This is a genomic window from Streptomyces albidus (ex Kaewkla and Franco 2022), assembly GCF_013870515.1.
Lineage (GTDB): Bacteria > Actinomycetota > Actinomycetes > Streptomycetales > Streptomycetaceae > Streptomyces > Streptomyces albidus.
The window spans coordinates 60,765-81,479 of sequence record NZ_JACBXA010000001.1 but is presented as its reverse complement, the minus strand read 5'-3'; the positions used below and the strand labels follow the sequence as shown (position 1 = coordinate 81,479).

The following is a 20,715-nucleotide window of genomic DNA, read 5'->3' as shown; positions in this document are numbered from 1 at the left end:
AGTCGAAGAAGGGGCCCCCTCGGTGACTGACAAGATCGACTTCAAGAAGACCCTCGACGGCTACCGGGCGAAGCGAGGCGAGTTCCGGGTCGTACACCTGCCCGCCATGCAGTACCTGATGGTTGAGGGACACGGTGATCCGAACACCTCACCGGCCTTTGGCGAGGCCCTCGGAGCGCTGTACCCGGTGGCGTACAAGTTGAAGTCCGCCAGCAAGCGAGATCTCGGACGCGACTATGTCGTCCCGCCGTTGGAAGGGCTGTGGTGGGCCGAGGACATGGACTCTTTCACGGCCTCCCGTGACAAGTCCCGGTGGGACTGGACGATGATGCTCATGGTCCCTGACTGGATTGACCAAGGCATGTTCGAAACAGCCGTCGAGCAGGCCGGAGCCAAAGCCCCTCCCGTACGTCTCGGCGATGTCCGCCTCCAGCCACTGTCGGAGGGGCAATGCGTGCAGACGCTGCACATCGGGTCGTTCGACGACGAAGCCGCGGTCCTCGAGCGGATGCACAACGAGTTCATCCCTGACCACGGCCTTCGCATGGACGGCAAGCATCACGAGATCTACCTCAGTGACTTCCGCAAAGTCGCCCCTGAGCGTCTGCGCACCGTCCTCAGGCAGCCCGTTCTCCCACGAACGACCCCGGCCACCGCCTGAGCCCGAGAACGACCGCGTTCCGCCGGATCGACGAGCTCGGCCTCGAAGTCATCGGTCAGCGGCTCGAAGGGCCCGCGCCGTCCGTGTCCCCGGAGTGTTCTCAACGTCCTGCTCATGCGCCACCCTGCACTCATAGCGGATCACTATCTGCGTATAGAAGACTTTCCTTTGACGATCACTCCGGTTCCCGGCGACGGTGAGGTGTTCACCCCTCGCTCCGCCTGCACAATCGGAGGTTCGCACCATGTACTCAGTGACCGACCCGGCCACCGGAGAACTGATCGAGGAGATCCCGAACGCGAGCGACGAGGAGGTCCTCGCAGCGATCGACCGCGTCGACCACGGATACACCTCATGGCGGCGCCGATCGGTCGCCGAACGCGCGGGCATCGCCTTGCGGGCGGCCGAGTTGTTCGCGGAACGTGCCGACGAGCTCGCCGGGATCATGGCCCTCGAGATGGGCAAGCGGATCAACGAGGGGCGCGGAGAGATCGGCATCGTCCGCGACATCTTCGAGTACTACGGCTCCAACGGTCCCGCGTTGCTGGCGGACGAACCGCTGACACTCAAGACCGGCGAGGCAGCCATCGCCAAGCAGCCGATCGGCGCGCTCCTCGGCGTCATGCCGTGGAACTTCCCCTGCTACCAGGTCGCCAGGTTCGTGGCACCGAACCTCGTGCTCGGCAACACGATCCTGCTCAAGCACGCCTCCATCTGCCCCAGGTCGGCCATCGCGATCGAACGGATCCTGCACGACGCCGGAGTGCCCGAGGACGCGTACGTGAACGTCTTCGCATCCAGCAGGCAGGTCCCGTGGGTGCTTGCGGACCCGCGCATCAAGGGGGTGTCGCTGACCGGCAGCGAGCAGGCGGGAATCTCCGTCGCGGCGGAGGCAGGGCGGAACCTCAAGCGTGCCGTCCTCGAACTGGGCGGGTCCGACCCGCTGATCGTGCTGGACACCGACGACATGGACGAGACCGTGAAGGCCACGGCGACGGCCCGGATGCGCAACTGCGGCCAGTCTTGCAACGCGCCGAAGCGGATGATCGTGATGGCCGACATCTACGAGGACTTCGTCGACGGAATCACCAAGCGCGTCGCGGACCACTTCCAGCCCGGCGACCCGACAGATCCGGCGACCAAGCTGCCCCCGCTCGCCTCCGTCGCGGCCGCCGACGAAGTGGCCACCCAGGTACGGACCGCCGTCGACCAGGGTGCGACGCTGCGGACCGGTGGCAACCGGTTCGGCCCCGGCGCCTACCTTGAGGCCACCGTCCTGACCGACGTGACACCGGAGATGGACGCCTACTACGAGGAGATCTTCGGCCCGGTCGTGCTGGTGTTCCGAGCCGAGACCGAGGAGGAGGCGATCGACATCGCCAACGACTCGCCGTTCGGCCTCGGCGCCGCCGTCTTCGGAACCGACCCCGAGCGGACGCGCAGGGTCGCCGACCGGATCGAGGCGGGCATGGTCTACATCAACAAGTCCGGTGGTTCCGTGGCTGACCTGCCGTTCGGCGGCATCAAGCGCTCCGGCATGGGACGTGAGCTCGGCGCGCTCGGCATCGAGGAGTTCATGAACAAGAAGTCGATCCGGCTGTAAGCACTTCGCAGGTGAACACGACGCGCACCGGCGCCGGTTGAGACGCCGGGCAGGGCCGGGGGAGACCCACCCCGGCTGCCGGCCCGGCCGGCTGGCTTCGGCGAGCGTGTGAGGCAGGTCGAGCACGGCGGGACGGGTGGCCAACGAGGCTCCGGTGCCGGTGAGTTGAGGCGTCGAACACGTCCCTCACCGGCACCGGAGCCTCGTGCGTTGCGGACACCGACGCGTGGCTGAGCGCTTGAGTCGGCCAGTGAGCCGAATCCACCATCCGGCTCAGCAGAACGGCCGGAACTCCTTGAAGTCCGGCGTCGGAGGCGGAGCGGGCAGCCGGTAGGCCCGGGTCCGCGGCCGGCCACTGTCAGGGTCAGTAGTCCCGTCGGCCAGAGCGTCCGGTAGCGGATGCCACCCAAGATTGGTCTCGAAATACGCCGCGGCAGCGCCGACCGAGGGCCACCAGACGTCGTCGAGCAGCACGATGCCGCCAGGCCGGACGATCTCGCCCAGGAAGTGGAGGTCGACGAACACGTTGTGGAAGTGGTGGCTGCCGTCGACGAACGCCGCGTCAGCGGCAAAGCCCACACCGGCCAACCGGCCGAGGAACTGCTGCGATGGTTCGGTCACCAACTCGGCGACGTCGTCCAGGCCGGCGCTGCACAGCAGCTCCCAGCCCACACCGTCGTACGCCGTGTACTGGAACGGGTCGATCACCACGTGCCGTGGGGTCGCTGAACCGGCGCGCAGCAGCGCCTCGCCGATCGCCAGCGCCGAGCCGGCATAGGCGAGTCCGATCTCGACGACCGTGCCGACTCCCTCGTCCACCAGGAGGTCACGCACCTGATCGCAGTCGCGCTCCGGCAGCGTGACGGTGGCGAAGTCCGGAGCGCCGTCGGGACTCCGCGGAGGTCCGTGCTCGGCGAGCTCGCGGCGCACAGCAGCGACTTCCTCCGGCCACTCGCCTGCGGCTCCGTCCGGTTGCACCATCGAGCTCACCAGAGACACTCCTTCTTGCTGAGGCACACGACTCGCCAACTCTGACACCCAGAGGGGCCAACCGACGTGCTCAGCCACACGATCAGTGGCCGAACTGAAGGAGCTCACTGAACGCAGTCACTGCCGACCCGCTGCAGCCCGCTACCGCCGTTGAGCAATCCCGATGCAGCAGGTGGAGGCATCACCGTCAGGTGATCAAGGGGATCATCCGCCGCCGCACGGACTGACGTCGTTGTTCAACCGATCGGTTGACGAGTCCGTGGCCTCGACCGTAGGGTACTAAACCAATCGGTTGAATATGCGAGGTGCGAGGTGGCCGACGACCGGCTGTCGCTGGTGTTCTCCGCACTGGCCGACCCCACTCGGCGCGACATCGTGGCCCGGCTCGCCGCCGGGGACGCCACGGTCAACGAACTGGCTGCACCGTACGACGTCACGGTGCAGGCCGTGTCCAAGCACATCAAGGCTCTGGAGGAGGCCGGGCTGGTCAGTCGCAGCAGAGACGCCCAGCGCCGGCCCTGCCACCTCGAGGCAGAGGTCTTCGACCTCATGACGAAGTGGATCGAGCGTTATCGGCGCGAGGCGGAGGACCGCTTCCGCCGTCTTGACGTCCTCCTCGAACAGATGGGCGGGCAACCGGCGACGGGTGCCCCGACAACAGAGGCAGCATCGTGAGCACGAGCGACGCAGGCCACCGCAACGAGACGCAGATCGTGGCGGACCCGGATCTGCCCGTCATCCTGATCATCCGGGAGTTCGACGCACCGCCGGAGCACGTGTTCCGGGCGTACACAGAGCCCGATCTGGTCGTCCAGTGGCTCGGCCCGCGTCGGCTCACGATGCGGATCGACCGGTACGACGCCCGCAGCGGTGGCTCCTATCGCTACGTGCATCGCGAGAGCGACGGAAGCGAGTACGGCTTCCACGGTGTTTTCCACGAGGTGCGCCCCGGCCGGCGCATCGTGCAGACCTTCACCTACGAGGGCTATCCGGACGGCGTCAGCCTGGAGACGACCGTCTTCGAAGACCTCGGCGGCCGCACCCGGGTCACGGGCAAGTCGCTCATGGGCTCCATCGAAGTTCGCGATTCGATGCTCAGGAGCGGCATGGATCACGGCGTCCGCGAAGGCCATGAGCGGCTTGACGAGCTGCTCGACCGTCAACAGAGCGACAGCGCCGGCCGACACACTTGAGAGGGGATCTTGATCATGGCGAGGACAGCAGCCGATGAGCACCGCACCGTGGCACGCGTATTCACCGAACGGGTACGCGGCACGGATCCAGGGTCTTGGGACAACCCGGCGCCGTGTGAGGGGTGGGCCGCCCGGGACGTCGTCCGTCACCTCGTCGAGTGGTTCCCCGGCTTCCTGAAAGCCGGCGCCGGAGTCGAACTGCCGAAGGGACCCTCGGTGGACGACGACCCGGTGGCCGCCTGGGAGGTGCACCGCGACGGAGTGCAGGCCCTCCTCGACGATCCGGCCACCGCGCACAAGCTACTGTCGAACCCGCACATCGGGGAGATCCCACTGGACCAGGCCGTCGACCGGTTCTACACGGCCGACGTCTTCATGCACACCTGGGATCTGGCGCGGGCCACCGGCCAGGAAGAACACCTCGATCCCGCCAAGTGCGCCCAGTTGCTCGACGGGATGCTGCCGCTCGACGAAGTGCTCCGTGCGAGCGGGCAGTACGGAGCTCGGGTCGAGGTGCCGGAGAGCGCCGATGTCCAGACGCGCTTGCTCGCCTTCATCGGCCGCAAGCCCTGACGAGCCGGAAGGCACCGTCGGCATCGACGCCCCCGCCGAAGACCTGCGCGGCGGCATCCGACTTCTCTTGCCCCTCCGGCTTTTCGCCGGGGCGCATCGCCGTCATGGGGCCCGACACGAGTGTGGGCGGATGTATGTGACCTGAGTCACGCCCCGGCGTAGAACCATGCGCCTGGGCGTTGCCGTCTCTGGTGCCGCCTCACCATGATTCTCCGACGGCCAGTCGGTTCTGAGAAGCGGGGGACAGAAACGTGCGTCCATATTTGACTCGACGTGACGGCGTAAGGCGCCGCGTACGAGGCGCAGTTGTGATCGGTGTCGTGATGGCCGCCGCCGTGACGGGGGTGAGTATCGCAGGGGCAGCCCTGGACGAGGAGCCCGGAACGGCCGCCGCGAAGAAGACGGCGGTTGCTGACAGCTCAGCGGATGCCGAGCCCGGCCAGACCGCCGGGAAGAAGACGTCAGTTGCTGACGCCTCAGCGGATGCCGACCCGCCCGGAACGGTCGAACAGAAGGCCTCAGTTGCTGACGCCTCAGGGGAATCGAAGGACTTCCGCTTCCCCGGCGCGGACACCATGCCCCTTGAAGACGGTTCCGACAAGTACATCACCTATGGGGCGAGCCAGCACGGCAAGAACGTGCCGTACGCGCTCAGCGGTTCGGGGAACAACGTCGGGACCTCGCCGAAGATCCAGGGCGATGCGATGCCCAAGGGCGGCGGCGCCTGGGCCGTGAGGGGTCACATCTGGACACCGGGCGCCCTCTACCACAAGGGCCGCTACTACCTCTTCTACACCGGGGTGAAGAAGGGCGCCAAGCCCGAGAAGCACTGCGTCGGCGTGGCCTCGTCCACGAAGCCGGCCTCCGGTTTCAAAGCGGAGTCGAAGCCGCTCGTCTGCCCGACCCATCGCTGGGCCATCGACGCGGATGTCACCAAGAGTTCGAGCGGGGCGGTCTGGATGACCTACCGCGACGGTGAGGCGGCCAAGGGCAAGCAATCGGCCCTGTCGGTGATGCGGTTGAAGTTCCGTGGCGACGGTACGGTCGACCGGGCCTCCCGCTCCAAGGTCATGCTGCGGAGCGACAAGCTCTCATGGGCGAGCTACAAGGACAACGCGGGAGTCGTGGTGATCGAGAACCCGAGTGCGATCGAGCATCGCGGTTCCTGGTACCTGTTCTACTCGGGCAACAGCTGGCCGACGAACTACTACTCGACCGGAATCGCCAACTGCGGCAAGAAGATCGACGACGGAGCGTGTAAGCCGATGCCCGGCCCGAGCAAGGCCTGGTTCGCATACTCCGGACCCGGCAAGCATCTTCCCGCCTCGATGCGCAAGGCCGGCCTGCCCGGAAACAGGCGAGGTCCCGGTGCGATGGACGTCTACCGTGCTCGCGACGGTCAGCCGTGGGTGACCTGGAACTACTTGTCCGACGAGGGTGGCCGGAAGAGCCGCACCGGCAAACTGTCCATCAACGGGACGGGTTCCTCGGCCGACTTCAAGGTCACAAAACCCTGAAGGACGGTGACTTGGTCGTCGACCTGGTGACCCAGTAGGGGCGCTCGTCCCAGGCTTCCTGCCTGGGACGAGCGCCCCTCCGACCGCTTGTGCGGTGTCTCCTGTTGGGTCGACTCCCCACGGCAGACCACCACCCAGCCCCTCAAGGCCCTCGCAGGCGGTGCGTCGTGGACGGGCGCCAAGCCGTCCACAACCTGCTCCGGGTGGACGGCTACACCAGAGAGCCCGGCGCAACCCGACCCCAGACCGGTCAACGGACTGGTCACCGACACCGACCCCCGCACGCGGTCGTGGAGCAACTCACGGTGCTCGACGTGAAACCCCGAGTAGTCGAGCGACAGCTACGAGTCGAACACGGCACCGCCGACCGGCCGCCTTCGACGAGGTCGGCCACTCCTGCGGGGCACAGCCGCACGTGCGGCCGGCTCGCCGGGCACCTCAGGTGCCGGCGGAGGGCCGGGCCCCGCGAGGCGGGATGTCTCGAGCCGCTGCTGCTGGCGTAGCCGGTCGCTCACCGGGGGGCGCCCGGCGGGTTCTGCGGTCGTCCTGCTCAGCCACAGAGACCTGAATCGGGCGTCGAGGATGGCGCCGCACACGTTACGTACGACACATTCATTGACCGTAACTGTCGCAAAAACGTAGTTTCGGCCCTCCTGAGATAGGAGAGCCATGAGTGTTGCTGCCGGCCCCCTGCGCCTGCCCTTCGAGAGGCCGAACGTGCTCGACCTCGCGCCCCTGTACGAGATATTGCGCCGCGAGGCGCCGGTCACCCCGGTCACCACCCCCGTCGGCGATCCCGCCTGGCTGGTCACGCGATTCGACGAGGTACGCGCGCTGCTCGGCGACAAGCGGCTCGGGCGCTCCCACCCCGAACCCGAGCTGGCGTCGCGCATCTCGACTGCCGCGGTGCAGGACGGTCCGATGGGCGACTACGAGACCGAGGAAGCCGACCACACGCGGCTGCGCCGCCTGCTGACCCCGGCGTTCTCCGCCAAACGAATGCGGGCGCTCACCGAGTACATGCAGGCCCTTGTGGACGGCTACCTCGACCGGCTGGTCACCGAGCAGGCCTCCGCTCCGGACGGGGTCGTCGACCTGCACGCCGGACTGGCCCTGCCGCTGCCGGTCGCGGTGATCTGCCGGTTGCTGGGCGTGCCTGAGAGCGACCGCGAGCACTTCCGATCGCTCTCCTACCGCATGGCCAACTACGCAAGCTGCGGTGACGACGCCTACCAGGCGTGGAACGAGTTCACCGAATACATGAGGGGGCTGGTCGAGACCAAGCGCGCCGAGCTCTGCGAGGACGTCATCTCGGACCTCGTACGCGCCCAGGACGAGGACGAGGAGTTCGACTACGACGAGATGATCAGCCTCTGCGTCGGACTGCTCTTCGCCGGACACGAGACCACGGCCAACCGCATCGGACTGGGCACGCTGTTCCTGCTCAGCCGACGCGAGCACTGGGAGGACCTGACTGCCGACCCCGCCGGCCGGGTCGACGCCACCGTCGAGGAGATCATGCGTCTGGGGGCGCCGGGCGATCTCGGCCTGCTGCGCTACGCCCACACCGACCTCGACATCGCAGACGTCACCATCCCCCGCGGCGATGCCGTCATCCTGTCGATCAACGCTGCCAACCGCGACCAGTCCGTCTACTCCGACGCCGAGGCCTTCGCCCCCGACCGCGAAGAACGCAGCCACCTCGGGTTCGGTCACGGCCCGCACTTCTGCATCGGGGCCAGCCTCGCCCGTACCGAGCTGCGCATCGTCTTCGCAGCCCTCGCCCAGCGCCTCCCAAGCCTGCGCCTGGCAAGGAACATGGACGAGCTCGAGGTGTGTACCACCATCACCGGCGGCGTCACCGAACTGCCCGTGACCTGGTAACCGCCATTGAGAAGGACACCATGAAGGTAACCGTCGACCAGGAAACGTGCGTCGGATCCGGTCAGTGCGCGCTGGCCGCCGCGGACGTCTTCGACCAGCGCGACGAGGACGGCATCGTCGTGCTGGTGGACCCCGTCCCGCCGGCAGATCTGGCCGCCGACGTCAGCCATGCGGCGGTGATGTGCCCCGTCCAGGCCATCACTGTTGAGGATTGACCGCCGGACCTGCCGCCCGACCTGTATCCCCTCGCCGCTTCCGCGGGTCAACAGCAGTCGTCAACAGCAGTCAGGGCAGGGGTAGTTCGTCGGCGCACCTAGCGCCGCACGGTCCCCGCTGGTGAGTTGGCATGCCCTGCCTACCGGTGTCACGTTCACGTCGGGGTGGGCCGCGTGGCAGCCCGCCTCCGCGCTGAGAGCGAGCAACTCAGCTCCCGGCCAGAGAAGTTGGCCGGGGGCCGTTGTCGTGGTTGGAGCCCGTCGGTGACCGTGGTCTCCCGTGGTGTCGTTGGAAGCGAGCAACGCACTTCTCGCACGTCAAGAGGTGTAGGTCGCAGTCGAATTGACGGCCTGTCAGGCGCAGGCCCAAGTCCGAGCGGACACGGCCCCTGGGGACGAGCGGCCGTGTCCGGCGAGATCTCCGTCGCGCATACGCACTGGGCCGGCTCGTGGCATCAGTGCAGCGTCATCCTGCTTGCTCGTTGATCACTTCGCCTGGGCGAGCGAGATCGCGTCGGGGCCGGCAGGGAATCGCAGTTGGCCGGTCGTGTCGTGCACGGCGCGCCACACGGTCTCGGCGACGTCGCTCTCCTTGGTGAACAGATCCTGGTTCATGAAACCGTTCATGACCTTCTCTGCCCAAGGAAGGTAGGGCTCCGGAACGGCCTCTTCCAAGGAATCGCCGTCCAGTGCTGTCTCGCCGAAGTTCGTGGTCAGGCAGGCACCCGGCTCGACGGTCTTGGCCTGCACTCCGAAGGCCGCGAGTTCGAGCGCGAGGGATGCGGTGAACCCCTCGATCGCCGTCTTGCTCGCCTTGTAGACGGCGGTGAGCGGCATGTGGCCCAGCACCACGCTGGACGTCACGTTGACGACCACGCCGGAGCCGCGCTCACGGAACTGGGGCAGGACCGCTTGGGTCGTCGCCATCACGCCGAACGTGTTGGTCTCGAAAACCTCCCGCACCCGAGCCATGGGCGTCCCCTCGAAAACGCCGATCGAGGGGATGCCCGCGTTGTTGACGAGGACGTCGACGGGTCCCGCCGCCTCCAGCGCCCCTTCGATGGTCTCGGGCCTCGTCACGTCGAGTTCGAGGACGCGGAGCCGGTCCGACTCGGGGAGGACGCCGGGACGCGGAGTGCGCATCGTCGCGATGACGTTCCACCCCTGCTCGTGGAAGTAGCGAGCGGTCGCCCGGCCGTATCCGGACGACGTACCGGTGATCAGAACGGTCTTCATGGTGTGATCCTCGCGATGTGTGGTGGGGTCTACGAAGTGGCATCTTCCTGCTCCGCAGAAGAACTGCTGATCCCAGTGAACCGCTCTGACCTGCGTAAATGATAGAGCGATCCTCGCTCACCCTTGCACGATCCTCCTTCGCGGCCGCCCCGCCGCGCTCAGGTCAGGGCGCCCGCCGGAGTGCGTGCGGTGTTCCGCAGACGGGCGGCGTCCCGGCTCGGGGGTTCGCCGAACTGGCGGCGGTACTCGCGACTGAACTGCGAGGGGTTGTCGTAGCCGACGCGGTGGCCCACCCCCGTCACGTCGCCCGGATGGGTCGCGAGCAGCAGCCGCGCCTCCTGGAGCCGGATCTGCTTCTGGAACTGGATGGGGCTCATAGCGGTTACCGCCTGGAAGTTCCGGTAGAAGGCGGACACGCTCATCCCGGACAGGCGTGCCACGTCCTCGACCCGGAAGGGCTCGGCGTAGTGCTCGCGAATCCACCGCACGGCCCGGGAGACGTGACTGAGGCCGCCGTCGGCAAGACCGAGCTGGCGTACCGTCGCGCCCTGCTCGCCGGTGATCAGGCGCCACAGGATCTCGCGCTTGATCAGAGGGGCCAGTACGGCGCGGTCGCGGGGCTCGTCGAGCAGCCGGAGCAGGCGGACCACCGCGTCGAGCATCGCGGGCGGGGCGTCGCTGACGGCGATCCCCGACGGTGCACCGGTGCCGGCGCGAGGGGTGTCTCCGGGGCCGGCCTGAAGCAGCAGCTCGGCGACGGCGGACGGTTCCAGCACGAGACCGAAGCCCAGCGCCGGCTGCTGAGGGGAGGCATGGACGAACTGCCCGGTGACGGGCAGGTCGACCGAGGCGACCAGGTACTGCCCGGCCCCGTACTCGTAGACCCGGTCGCCCAGTGCGAGGTGTTTGGCGCCCTGTGCGATGACGGCAAGCAGTGTCCCGGACATGGAGGGCTCCGGCGGGTCCGGCCGGTCGACCCTCGAGATCAAGACCCCGTCGATGGCGGTGGTCCAGTCGGGGCGGACATGCCGGGCCAGCAGCGTGCGGAGCTCTTCGAGGTACATGCCTCCAGTGCAGCAGACATCGAGCCAGCGCTCCCCGTACTGCGAGGATCGTGCAAGTACTGGCGAGCATGGTTCCAACGTTTTGCCAGCTCAGAGCGGATCGGTGGAGTCATCCCACTCCACCGACCAAGAGGTGTCTGCCGCCTGCTCCGGCCACATTCGGTCCCTGGCGACTCAGCCCTGGAATTTCGACCTGCCGTAGTGGGCCAAGGCCCTCCGGAGTTGCGGGAGGAGAGCGGTGCGTTCCTCGAGAGCCGTCCCCAACAGCAGACGGCAGACGACGTAACCGCCGTCGGCCTGTGTGAGTTCATGCTTCCTGGCGAAGTCCGTGCCGTCGCCCGAGTCCTTGAAGGTCACGAGCAGCAAGTGTGCTCCGCCGCCGGGGTCAGCGGCCAAGCGGACGCTCTCCAGCTCTTCCCAGGTCAAGGAGAAGGAGCCGTCCTTCATGCGGACGCGCCGCTGGTCGATGACGGCAAGGCTGCCGCTGTCGACAACGAGTGCATCCCGCCCCACGGTGATGAAAGCATTTCCGCAGCAAAAGAAGAGAACGGAAAAGAAGACCATGAAGGAGGACAGCCCGATTGCGGAGCCGGGCAGCCCTGCTTCGATCTCGGTCAGCCGCAACTCCAGGTCACCACTGAGGGTCCATCCGACCAGAATGATGAGAACGATCCCGGCCCCCAGCGCTACTCCTTGCAGCGCGGCAGATACCCGGTTGCTGAGCCGGATCGCGAAGGTGCTGAGCTCGAAGACTGCAGGCCCAGCACTGTCCGCAGGGCCGGTCTGCTGCCTCTGCGCCGGGGGAGTCGGTTCGGGTGAACGTGCGAGCAGAACAGCGAGCACGAGCGAGGGCACTGCGGTGAGGAAGGAGCCTGAGCCGGCCAGCAAAGACAGGGTCTCCAAGTCGGACAGGTACAGCACCACCGCCATGACCGCGCACGCCAGCGCAGTCGACCCGCCCACCCACACGCCCAGCCCCCGCATGGGCGCAATTGTGCCGCACGCCCAACACCCGTACGCGGCAAGCAACATGGAACTCGTAGCGTCCCGGACACGAGGCGTCGGCCGAAGCGACGGCTGGCCAATGGGCCGGTGGTCGTGATCCTCAAAGCCATTTGACTGCTCGTCCAGACCCTGTGCGTGGAACGCCCTTGATCGTCCCGCATGCTGGCGGGATCGGTGGGGCGCGGGAGGCGACCGTCACGGCCCGGAGGAAGACCGGGACGGCGGGACGGCTGACGCGCGACCTGTTGAGTGCCGAGCGTGGCGACCCAGCCGCCAGGACCGCACCGAACACACCGATGTGCGGGGCTACTTGCCGCCCAGGCCTGCCAGTCCGGCGACGATCCAGCGGCGGGCGAGGACGTACGCGATGAAGACGGGTGCGGCGGACAGCAGGACGGCCGTCATCAGCCCGGGGATGTTCACGCCGTACTCCGTCTGGAAGTTCCACAGATTGAGCGTGAGGATCTGCTGCTCCTCGGACTGAGTGAGGATCAGCGGGAACAGGAAGCCGTTCCATGCCTGGAGCGCCGAGTAGATGCCGACGGCGACGATGCTGCCGCGGGACATCGGGATGACGAGGGACCAGAGCGTGCGCAGGGGGCCGGCGCCGTCGAGGGTCATGGCCTCGTAGTTCTCGGCGGGCACGTCGCGCAGTGAACCGGCCAGGATGAGGACGGCGAACGGCAGCCCGAAGGCGACCGTGGGCAGGATGATCGCGGCCTTGGTGTCGTACAGGCCCATCCGGACGATCATCAGGTACACCGGGATGATGACTGCTTGGGCGGGGATGGCGAGCCCCAGCAGAAAGACGGAGAAGGCGCCGGCGACGAAGCGGCTGGTGGAGCGGACGACCGCGTACGCGGCAGGTACGGCACACACGAGGGTCAGTGCGACGCTGACGACCGTGACGATCGCGGTGTTGACGAACGCGTTGGTGAAGCCGCCTTCCAGGACCGTCTGCAGATTCTCGGGGGTCAGCTCCCGGGGCAGGCTGAGCGGCCCGTTGTCGAGGAATCCGTCGCGATTCTGAACGCTCCAGGTCAGCATGCACCACAGGGGGACGAGGACGATCGCCAGCCAGATCAGGGACGCCGCTCCGCCGGGGATGTTGGCGCGGGAGAGCAACGGGCGGCGGCCGGCGGTCCGTTGAGGACTCCCGCCGCTCATGCGTCCGGGCCCTGGTTCGGACGGCGTGCGGGTCTGGCCGGGCGCGGGAGCCGGGGCGGTGGCCATCAGATCCCCTCCAAGGTGGAGCGCATCCTGCTGAAGCCGCTGAATCGGACGATCAGCAAGGACAGTGCGGTGCCGAACAGTACGAGGACGGTGGCCAGTGCGGAGGCGGGCCCCATCTCGAAACTCTTGAAGGCCTGTTGGTACATCCGGAACGGCATGGACTGGGTGGCCGCGCCGGGACCGCCGTCGGTGAGGATCAGGATGGTCTCGAACGTGGTCATCGAGCCGACGATCATCAGCGTGGAGGAAGTGACGACGGTGTTGCGCAACTGGGGCAGCGTGATCGACCAGAACTGTCGTACGCGCCCGGCGCCGTCGATGGTGGCGGCCTCGTAGAGATGCGCGGGTACGTTACGCGCCGCGGCCTGGTACATCAGCATGTGGAACGGCACGAACTGCCAGGCGCCGACGGCGATGATGGCGAGCAGGGCGCCGCCGGAAGTGCCGAGCATGTTGCCGCTGGGCACGCCGATCCACGGGCCGATGGTGCGGGCGAGGCCGAAGTTGGGGTCGAGCAGCGCCTTCCAGACCAGAGCGGTCGCCGCGCCGGAGAGCAGCAGCGGCAGGAAGACGAGCGCCGAGGCCAGCGCACGTCCGCGTTGTGTGCCCGCGGCCCACACACCGAGGAGCAGCGCGAGCGGAGTCTGCACGGCCCAGCCGGCGAGTGTGAGCACCGCGGTGATCCGCAGGGAGTGCAGCAGGCCCGGATCGGTGAGCAGGTCCTGCCAGTTGGCGAGCCCCGTCCAGCGGGGGTCGCCGAGGCCGTTCCAGGTCGTGAAGGAGAGCCAGCAGACCAGGAGGAGCGGTACGAGCGCGAAGACACCGAAGACGAGCATGGCCGGGACCGCGTAAAGGGCGCCGGGCCGGGCGGCGTTGTCGGTGTGCGAGGCCGCGCGCGTACGGCCGCGGAGCGAACGGTGAGCGGGCGCCGGTGCGGGGGCGGTCACTGGATCAACTCCATCGCGTCGACGAACTGCCGCGGGGAGAGCTTCTCCAGGAAGATCTGCTGGAGGCTGGAGAGCATGGCCTCCTTCACGGCGGGGAGCATCGCCTGGTCCCAGGAGAGGGTGAAGTCGGGGGCGTCGGATACGACGCGGTAGACGTACAGCGCGAAGTCCGGATCGGGAGCGAGCTCGCGCAGCCGGCCCTCGATGCCGACGGCGGCGGGAACGTCACCCGCTTTGATGAGGGCGTCGATGAAGGGACGCGCGGCGAGTTGGGTGCCGACCAGGCCGACACCCGCGTCGATGTCGGCGCTTCTGGTGTTGACGGAGAGGTAGTTGGTGTTGTTTCCGACCAGGGCGCGGGGGTCGCCCGTGCCGCCGGGAACGGTCGGGAAGGACACCCAGCTCAGACCGTCTTCGGTGAAGCGCCTGTGGTCGTTGCGCAGGTTGGAGTACTCCCATGAGCCCATCAGGTGCATGGCTGCACGGCCTTTGGCGAAGATTGCGGTGGCACCGCCCGAGCCATAGCTCACGGATCCGAACGCCTGGCCGAAGGCGCCGCGGCGAACCAGCTTCTGTATCCGGTCGAGGGCTTCCTCGATGGCAGGGTGCCGCCAACTGCCGCGCTCCCCCGCGAAGATCTTCCGCAGCGGACCGGTGCCGGTGAGCCGCCCGGTGATGCATTCGAGCCACATCAGCTCGCACCAGCTCTCGGCCCCGGCGAGCGACACCGGGATGACGTCCGCGTCGACGAAGGCGTCGACGACGTCGAGCAGTTCGTCCCAGGTGCGGGGCGGGCGCAGGTCGTGCTCGTCGAAGAGGGTCTGGTTGCAGAAGAGTATGACCGGCTGCATGCCGCGGACGGGCAGCCCGAGCGGTTCGCGGTCGTCGACGCAGGCAGCCTGGAGGGCCGCAGGCAGGAACGCGTCGCGCCACCGGGTGTCGCTGCCGAAGCGGTCCGCCAGGTCGACCACGAGCCCGGCCTCGTGGTACGGGCGCAGCGACTCACCGCCCCAGCTCCAGAACACGTCCGGCCCGTCCGAAGTGCCCATGGCGATGCGGAGCTTCTGCGTGTAGCCGGTGTTGGGGAACGGCGTGAGCTTGGCACGTGAGGAGTGGCTGCGCCGGAGGCGGGTGAGGGCGGCTCGCTGGATCTTGTTCTGGACGGGGTCGGTGAGGGTCCATACGTCCAGGCCGCGGCTGTCGTCGCCGGAGCCGGGCGAGAGGGCCGAGCAGCCGGTGACGGCCGCTCCGATACCGGCGGCTCCGATGCCGGTGAGGAAGCGGCGTCGGCTGTGGGCCGGCCGTATCTCCGTGGCTGTCATGACACCCCGCTCCAGAAACTTTCGGCGAAATCCGAAATGTTGAGGCTGGCGTGGAACTTAGAGCTAGAGCAGATGAGACGTCAATAGCCGTGCAGCACGTGTGGTAGTTGATCGATGGTCCGCAGGAGAGCAGCGGATCGAGAATGGAAAGTTTCCGAAAGCATCGAGTAGCATCCGTTCATCCGCTCGACTCGACGAGGTGACGATGCAACAGAACACGCCTCACTCGGACAACCCGGACGGTCACGGCGCAGCGCCGTGGCGCGACAGGCGGCTGACGCCCGACGTCCGCGTTGCCGATCTGATCGCCCGCATGACCCTCGACGAGAAGCTGGCGCAGCTGGTCGGCGTGTGGGTGGGCGCCACGCACGACGGCAAGGGAGTCGCCCCGCACCAGGACGATCTCGCCGACGAGACCCCGTCCTGGGAGGAGTTGATCAAAGACGGGCTAGGTCAACTCACCCGGGTCTTCGGCACCCGACCTGTCACACCGACAGCCGGCGCGAAGGCACTGGCCGCAAGCCAGCGGGAGATCGTGGCGGCAAACCGGTTCGGCATACCGGCCGTGGCTCACGAGGAGTGCCTTGCCGGGTTCACCACGTGGGGCGCGACGGTGTTCCCCGTACCGCTCGCCTGGGGAGCCACTTTCGACACGGCCCTGGTGCGGCTCATGGCGGAGGCCATCGGGCAGAGCATGCGCGCGGTCGGCGTGCACCAGGGGTTGGCGCCGGTGCTCGACGTCGTACGGGACGCGCGCTGGGGCCGGGTCGAGGAAACGATCGGGGAGGACCCCTACCTTGTCGCGCAGATCGGCTCCGCATACGTCTCGGGGCTCGAGTCGGCGGGGATCATCGCCACCCTCAAGCACTTCGCGGGCTACGCCTCCGGCCGGGCGGGACGCAACCTGGCGCCGGTGAGCATGGGTCCGCGTGAACTGGCCGACGTGGTGCTGCCGCCCTTCGAGACCGCACTGAGAGAGGCGGGCGCCCGCTCGGTGATGCACGCCTACACGGAGATCGACGGCGTCCCCACCGCTGCGGACGAACGGCTGCTGACCGGAATCCTGCGCGAGGAGTGGGGCTTCGAAGGGACCGTCGTCGCCGACTACTTCGGGATCTCGTTCCTCGAACTGCTCCACCGCACCGCCGGCAGCCCCGGTGAGGCTGCTGTTCAGGCGCTGACGGCGGGTGTGGACGTCGAACTCCCCACCGCGCGCTGTTACGGACGACCACTGGCCGCGCAGGTGCGCGAGGGAGCGGCGGACGAGGCCCTGGTGGACCGTGCACTGACGCGCGTACTGCGGCAGAAGTGCGAGCTGGGTCTGCTCGACCCGGACTGGAGCCCCGAGCCGCCGACGCGCGAACCAGATCTCGATCCGCCCGAACACCGGGCGCTGGCCCGGAAGTTGGCCGCTGAATCCGTCGTTCTGCTGGCCGACGAGGCGGGGCTGCTGCCCCTCTCCTCCCCCGGACGGGTCGCAGTCGTCGGGCCGCTCGCCGACGACGCCCTCGGGCTGCAGGGCTGCTACTCATTCCCCGCTCACGTGGGCGTGCGCCATCCGGAGTGGGACATGGGCGTTGCCGTGCCGAGCGTGCTGCGGGGGCTGCGTGAGGGACTGGGCGCTCGTGCGATCACGCACGAACAGGGCTGCCCGGTGGGGGAGTCGGACCGGTCGGGGTTCGCCCGCGCGGTGACCGCCGCCCGGGAGGCGGACGTCTGTCTGGCCGTGCTGGGAGACCGGGCAGGGCTCTTCGGGCGTGGCACCTCAGGCGAAGGATGCGACGCACCCGGCCTGTCACTCCCAGGGTTGCAGGCCGAACTGCTGGAGGAGCTGCTGGACAGCGGCACTCCGGTGGTGCTGATCGTGGTCAGCGGACGTCCGTACGCCCTGGGTGCAGCAGTTGGGCGGGCAGCGGCGATCGTGCAGACCTTCTTCCCAGGCGAGGAAGGTGCGGCTGCGCTGGCGGACGTGCTGACCGGCCGTGTGAACCCGTCCGGCAGGCTGCCGGTCAGCGTGCCGCACAAGCCGGGCGGACAGCCGTACACCTATCTGACGGCACCTCTGGGGCGAGCCAGCGAGGTGAGCGCACAGGACCCGACACCTCTCTTCCCCTTCGGGCACGGGCTGTCCTACACGCGATTCCAGTACGGAGAGTTGAGGCTGGGCAGCGAGGAGGTGCCGGCCGACGGCACGGTCGAGATCTCCTGCACCGTCACCAACATGGGCGAGCGGCCCGGCACCGAGGTCGTGCAGCTGTACCTCACCGACCCTGTTGCTCAAGTGACGCGCCCCTGGCGGGAGTTGGCCGGGTTCGCGCGAGTGGACCTGGCTCCGGGCGAGCGCCGCCGGATCACCTTCGACCTCCACACGGACCGCACGGCCTTCACCGGGCGCGACGGGCGGCGCGTGGTGGAACCCGGGGTGATCGAAGTGCGGATCGGCCGGTCGAGCACGGACACGCCGCTGGAGGGCACGTTCCGCATCACCGGTCCGGCGCCGCGTGCGACGGGGCGCCACCGGGCCCTGCGGACTCCCGCTCGTGTCACGGAGTGCGGCTGAACGGGCTTCAGTTGGCCTGAGGTGCGAGCCAACTGCCGTTCAGCGCTTTCGCGGAGGAGCCGTGCTGTCGCGAACGACCAGCTCCGTGGACAGCTCGAGGCGGCGGGTCTCGAATGCGCCGGTCTCCAGATAGCGCAGCAGCATCCGCATCGCCTGCACCGCCATCTGCGCGACGGGCTGCCGGATGGTGGTCAGGGGCGGTGAGGAGAGGCCGGCGGCGGGCAGGTCGTCGAACCCCACCACGCTCAGGTCGTCCGGGACGCGCAGCCCAAGTTGTTCGGCAGTGCGGTACACGCCGAGAGCCTGCTGGTCGTTGCCCGCGAAGATCGCGGTGGGCGGGTGCCTCAGCGAGAGCAGTTCGCGCGCTGCCTGTTCGCCGCGGGGCGCGTAGAAGTCGCCCTCGGCGATGAGGTCGTCGTCCACCGGGAGACCCGCCGACTGCATGGCCGAGCGGTAGCCGTCCAGCCGGGCCCGGCTGCACTGCAACTCCGGCCGGCCCCCGATGAGCCCGATGCGCTCGTGTCCCAGCGAGATCAGATGCTCGGTCGCGGTGAGCGCGCCGTTCCAATTGGTCGCACCGACGGAGGCGACGTGGGGGTCGGGCTGCCCGACCGGGTCGATGATGACCATGGGAATGCCGAGAGCTCGGATCTGTTCCGCATGGGCCGGTCTGAGTTCGGTGACGGCCAGGATGATGCCGTCCGACCAGCGCGCGGTGAGGTTGTCCAACCACCGGCGTTCCTCGGTCGTCGCCCCGTGAATGGCGGACACGACAGTGCCGAGTCCGGACTCGTGCGCGACGCTCTCGACACCACGGATGATCTCCATCGACCATTCGCTGTCGAGGTTGTTGAAGACGAGGTCGACCAGTCGTGCCTGACCCTCGCGGCGCCTGGTGCGGCGCTCGTATTGGTGCTTGGCCAGCAGCCGTTCGACCTTGCTGCGCGTCTCGGCGGCGACATGCGCGTGCCCGTTGAGGACCTTGGAGACGGTGGGGACGGAAACGCCGGCTTCTCGGGCGATGTCGCTGATGGTGACGCGTTCGCTGCCACCGCGCCCGCGTCCCGCCCGTTGGCCTGCCGTGTGCGGTGCGGCCACGCTACGGACCTCCTGACCCTGATGTATTGCTCGCGGTCACCATAGCTGAGGGGGAGGGAAACTTTCCGTAGAGCTTTCGGGCTTCGCACGTCGGACGTACGCCCGTGGCGGGCGCGGCATGCCCGGCGGCCGACCGATGTCACACATCTACTCGTTGGCTCGTCTTACAGGAGAGGGACATCCCACGAGGGAGTGCCCGGCAGTGCTGCTCCCCACAGGATCGGAGGAATCGTGTTCGCCGCCTACGTCACGGTCACCGTCCTCAGCGCGGTCTTCAACGGTGCCGCCGCCGTCACCTACCTGATCGGTCACGAATACCCCAGGACGCAGGCGGACATGAAGGGCGTGCCCCGGAAGTGGGTACCGGTGCTGGGAATGCTGCTGGCAGCGGGGGCCCTGGGGCTGCTGGCCGGGTTCGCCGTGCCACTCCTGGGAACCCTCGCCGCCTCCGGGCTCGTGCTGTACTTCGTCGGTGCAGTCATCGCCCACCTGCGATTGGGCTCCCGCGACGTCGTAGGCGGGATCGTCTTCCTCGCCACCGCGGCGGCCGCCCTGGCTCTGGGCCTGGTCTGCCGGGGCCCCTGGTAGAGCGTGCCTTTGCAGGTCGACGGTGGACCTCCGCGGGCGGCCACCGAGGTTCTCGTTCGGGATGACGACCTTGCGGGACCGGGTTCGGTCCTCGGAGGTGCGTAGCCGCAGCCCTCCGCCTCCTGAAGGGCCGGCGCCTCCTGGCCAACGGAGATGCGGTGAATCCAGCGCATTCACAAGGGATTTCGCATGCGTCCTCAGGCCGAGGGCCCCGTCACGCGACGGGGCCCTCGCGGAGCGCCAGGTCTCACCCGGCTCTGGCCAGGAGACCGTCGTTGACGAGCTTGTCGCGAATCATTCCGGCATCGCTGCCGCGGTCGAGGCTCCCGCTGAACGGCAGCGGGGTCCAGGCGTATTCGCCGGGGAACTGGTGGCCGGACAGTTCGTCGAAGCGCCGTGCCCCGTCCTCGCCCGCGTTGAAGACCGTGTACGGCAGGGTGAAGCTCTCCGAACAGTGGTCGTTGCCCGCCGCACCCGATTCGCAGGAGTCGAGGGAGGCGTAGTTGCCGTGCTTGTTCTCGGCCGAGTAGATCCTTGCGACCTGGGGTGAGCCGCCGGCCGCCCGGCCCCAGTTGCAGTCGTTGCCCAGCATGCGTTCGTCGGTGTGCTCGAAGGCGGTGCCCTCGTGTGCTGTCGTCTTCAACGCGAAGGCGGCGTAGCCGGTCGGGCAGTCCGCCTGCGGCGTGAGCGTCACGGCGAACGGTTCGACGTCGCCGGAGTGGGAGCCGCCGAACCAGTCCCCGCAGTCCTGCCGGTAGAGGACCGTGAACGTGATCGCGATCTTGCCCGGGTCTCCGGGGTGGGGTCTGACCCGGGCGAGCGCGGTGCCCGGGTTGGCGTCCGTCGCCGGGTCGGCGCAGCCGGAGTCCTCGCCGCTGTCGAACCAGACCCACGGAAAGAACTGAGTGGCGAGGGTGTCCTCCAGCGAGTCCTCAAGTCCGTCGCCGTCGCCGTCGGCGACCTGGGCATGAGCTTGACCGCTCACGCCGGTCACCATGGCCGAGAGAATGAGCAAGGGCATGACAA

At 68.1% G+C, this 20,715-nt stretch carries 19 protein-coding genes; 10 read left to right on the top strand and 9 right to left on the bottom strand.

Going from position 1 to position 20,715, the window contains the following annotated elements:
• The first annotated feature begins 22 nt into the window (after nucleotides 1-22).
• Together H5J26_RS00320 and H5J26_RS00315 are read left to right on the top strand one after the other, a co-directional pair.
• Entirely contained in the window at nucleotides 23-661 is a 639-nt protein-coding gene (locus H5J26_RS00320) for a GyrI-like domain-containing protein (RefSeq protein WP_181763566.1), read from the top strand.
• Nucleotides 662-905: 244 nt separating this feature from the next.
• Entirely contained in the window at nucleotides 906-2,264 is a 1,359-nt protein-coding gene (locus tag H5J26_RS00315) for an NAD-dependent succinate-semialdehyde dehydrogenase (protein ID WP_181763565.1), read from the top strand.
• 273 nt (nucleotides 2,265-2,537) lie between these two features.
• Here the strand turns inward: H5J26_RS00315 and H5J26_RS00310 are convergent, their stop codons facing one another.
• Nucleotides 2,538-3,245, bottom strand: a complete 708-nt coding sequence (locus H5J26_RS00310) for a class I SAM-dependent methyltransferase (protein ID WP_181763606.1) — start codon at nucleotides 3,243-3,245, stop codon at nucleotides 2,538-2,540.
• 321 nt (nucleotides 3,246-3,566) lie between these two features.
• On the opposite strand from H5J26_RS00310, the gene H5J26_RS00305 reads away from it, so the two are divergent.
• The 6 genes from H5J26_RS00305 to H5J26_RS00285 all read left to right on the top strand — a co-directional run bounded on the left by H5J26_RS00305 (nucleotide 3,567) and on the right by H5J26_RS00285 (nucleotide 8,636).
• Nucleotides 3,567-3,929, top strand: a complete 363-nt coding sequence (locus H5J26_RS00305; protein ID WP_181763564.1) for an ArsR/SmtB family transcription factor — start codon at nucleotides 3,567-3,569, stop codon at nucleotides 3,927-3,929.
• Nucleotides 3,926-4,447, top strand: coding sequence for an SRPBCC family protein (locus H5J26_RS31130; protein WP_309237722.1), 522 nt, complete (start codon nucleotides 3,926-3,928; stop codon nucleotides 4,445-4,447). Before H5J26_RS00305 ends, H5J26_RS31130 begins: the two co-directional genes overlap by 4 nt.
• A 15-nt stretch (nucleotides 4,448-4,462) precedes the next feature.
• Complete coding sequence (locus H5J26_RS31125; protein ID WP_235979984.1) at nucleotides 4,463-5,020, top strand: TIGR03086 family metal-binding protein; 558 nt, start codon at nucleotides 4,463-4,465, stop codon at nucleotides 5,018-5,020.
• A 344-nt stretch (nucleotides 5,021-5,364) separates the two neighbouring features.
• The gene (locus H5J26_RS00295; protein WP_181763563.1) at nucleotides 5,365-6,537 is read left to right on the top strand and encodes a family 43 glycosylhydrolase; all 1,173 of its coding nucleotides are present in this window, start codon (nucleotides 5,365-5,367) and stop codon (nucleotides 6,535-6,537) included.
• A 669-nt stretch (nucleotides 6,538-7,206) separates the two neighbouring features.
• Nucleotides 7,207-8,421: a cytochrome P450 gene (locus tag H5J26_RS00290; RefSeq protein ID WP_181763562.1), complete on the top strand. Its 1,215-nt coding sequence runs from the start codon at nucleotides 7,207-7,209 to the stop codon at nucleotides 8,419-8,421.
• A 20-nt stretch (nucleotides 8,422-8,441) separates the two neighbouring features.
• On the top strand, nucleotides 8,442-8,636 hold the full coding sequence (locus H5J26_RS00285) for a ferredoxin (RefSeq protein ID WP_181763561.1): 195 nt from the start codon (nucleotides 8,442-8,444) through the stop codon (nucleotides 8,634-8,636).
• A 486-nt stretch (nucleotides 8,637-9,122) separates the two neighbouring features.
• Here H5J26_RS00285 and H5J26_RS00280 read toward each other — a convergent pair whose 3' ends face one another.
• The 6 genes from H5J26_RS00280 to H5J26_RS00255 all read right to left on the bottom strand — a co-directional run bounded on the left by H5J26_RS00280 (nucleotide 9,123) and on the right by H5J26_RS00255 (nucleotide 15,443).
• Entirely contained in the window at nucleotides 9,123-9,872 is a 750-nt protein-coding gene (locus H5J26_RS00280; RefSeq protein ID WP_181763560.1) for an SDR family oxidoreductase, read from the bottom strand.
• 158 nt (nucleotides 9,873-10,030) lie between these two features.
• The gene (locus H5J26_RS00275) at nucleotides 10,031-10,936 is read right to left on the bottom strand and encodes an AraC family transcriptional regulator (protein WP_181763559.1); all 906 of its coding nucleotides are present in this window, start codon (nucleotides 10,934-10,936) and stop codon (nucleotides 10,031-10,033) included.
• Between the two features lie 174 nt (nucleotides 10,937-11,110).
• Nucleotides 11,111-11,920 carry a hypothetical protein gene (locus tag H5J26_RS00270; RefSeq protein ID WP_181763558.1) on the bottom strand — a complete coding sequence of 270 codons (810 nt, stop codon included), beginning with the start codon at nucleotides 11,918-11,920 and terminating at the stop codon, nucleotides 11,111-11,113.
• Nucleotides 11,921-12,247: 327 nt separating this feature from the next.
• Complete coding sequence (locus tag H5J26_RS00265; RefSeq protein ID WP_181763557.1) at nucleotides 12,248-13,174, bottom strand: carbohydrate ABC transporter permease; 927 nt, start codon at nucleotides 13,172-13,174, stop codon at nucleotides 12,248-12,250.
• A complete protein-coding gene (locus tag H5J26_RS00260) occupies nucleotides 13,174-14,121 on the bottom strand; it encodes a sugar ABC transporter permease (protein ID WP_309237721.1) in 948 nt (315 codons plus the stop codon). The genes H5J26_RS00265 and H5J26_RS00260 overlap by 1 nt, the downstream gene beginning before the upstream one ends.
• Nucleotides 14,118-15,443 (bottom strand): extracellular solute-binding protein, encoded by a 1,326-nt coding sequence (locus tag H5J26_RS00255; RefSeq protein ID WP_181763556.1) that lies wholly within the window; start codon nucleotides 15,441-15,443, stop codon nucleotides 14,118-14,120. The genes H5J26_RS00260 and H5J26_RS00255 overlap by 4 nt, the downstream gene beginning before the upstream one ends.
• A gap of 205 nt (nucleotides 15,444-15,648) precedes the next feature.
• Here H5J26_RS00255 and H5J26_RS00250 point away from each other — a divergent pair, with 205 nt between their 5' ends.
• Entirely contained in the window at nucleotides 15,649-18,003 is a 2,355-nt protein-coding gene (locus H5J26_RS00250; RefSeq protein ID WP_181763604.1) for a glycoside hydrolase family 3 N-terminal domain-containing protein, read from the top strand.
• A 39-nt stretch (nucleotides 18,004-18,042) separates the two neighbouring features.
• Here H5J26_RS00250 and H5J26_RS00245 read toward each other — a convergent pair whose 3' ends face one another.
• Entirely contained in the window at nucleotides 18,043-19,101 is a 1,059-nt protein-coding gene (locus H5J26_RS00245) for a LacI family DNA-binding transcriptional regulator (protein ID WP_181763555.1), read from the bottom strand.
• Between the two features lie 231 nt (nucleotides 19,102-19,332).
• On the opposite strand from H5J26_RS00245, the gene H5J26_RS00240 reads away from it, so the two are divergent.
• Nucleotides 19,333-19,689: a DoxX family protein gene (locus H5J26_RS00240; protein WP_181763554.1), complete on the top strand. Its 357-nt coding sequence runs from the start codon at nucleotides 19,333-19,335 to the stop codon at nucleotides 19,687-19,689.
• A 247-nt stretch (nucleotides 19,690-19,936) separates the two neighbouring features.
• Here the strand turns inward: H5J26_RS00240 and H5J26_RS00235 are convergent, their stop codons facing one another.
• Nucleotides 19,937-20,710: a hypothetical protein gene (locus H5J26_RS00235; protein ID WP_181763553.1), complete on the bottom strand. Its 774-nt coding sequence runs from the start codon at nucleotides 20,708-20,710 to the stop codon at nucleotides 19,937-19,939.
• Nucleotides 20,711-20,715 lie beyond the last annotated feature (5 nt).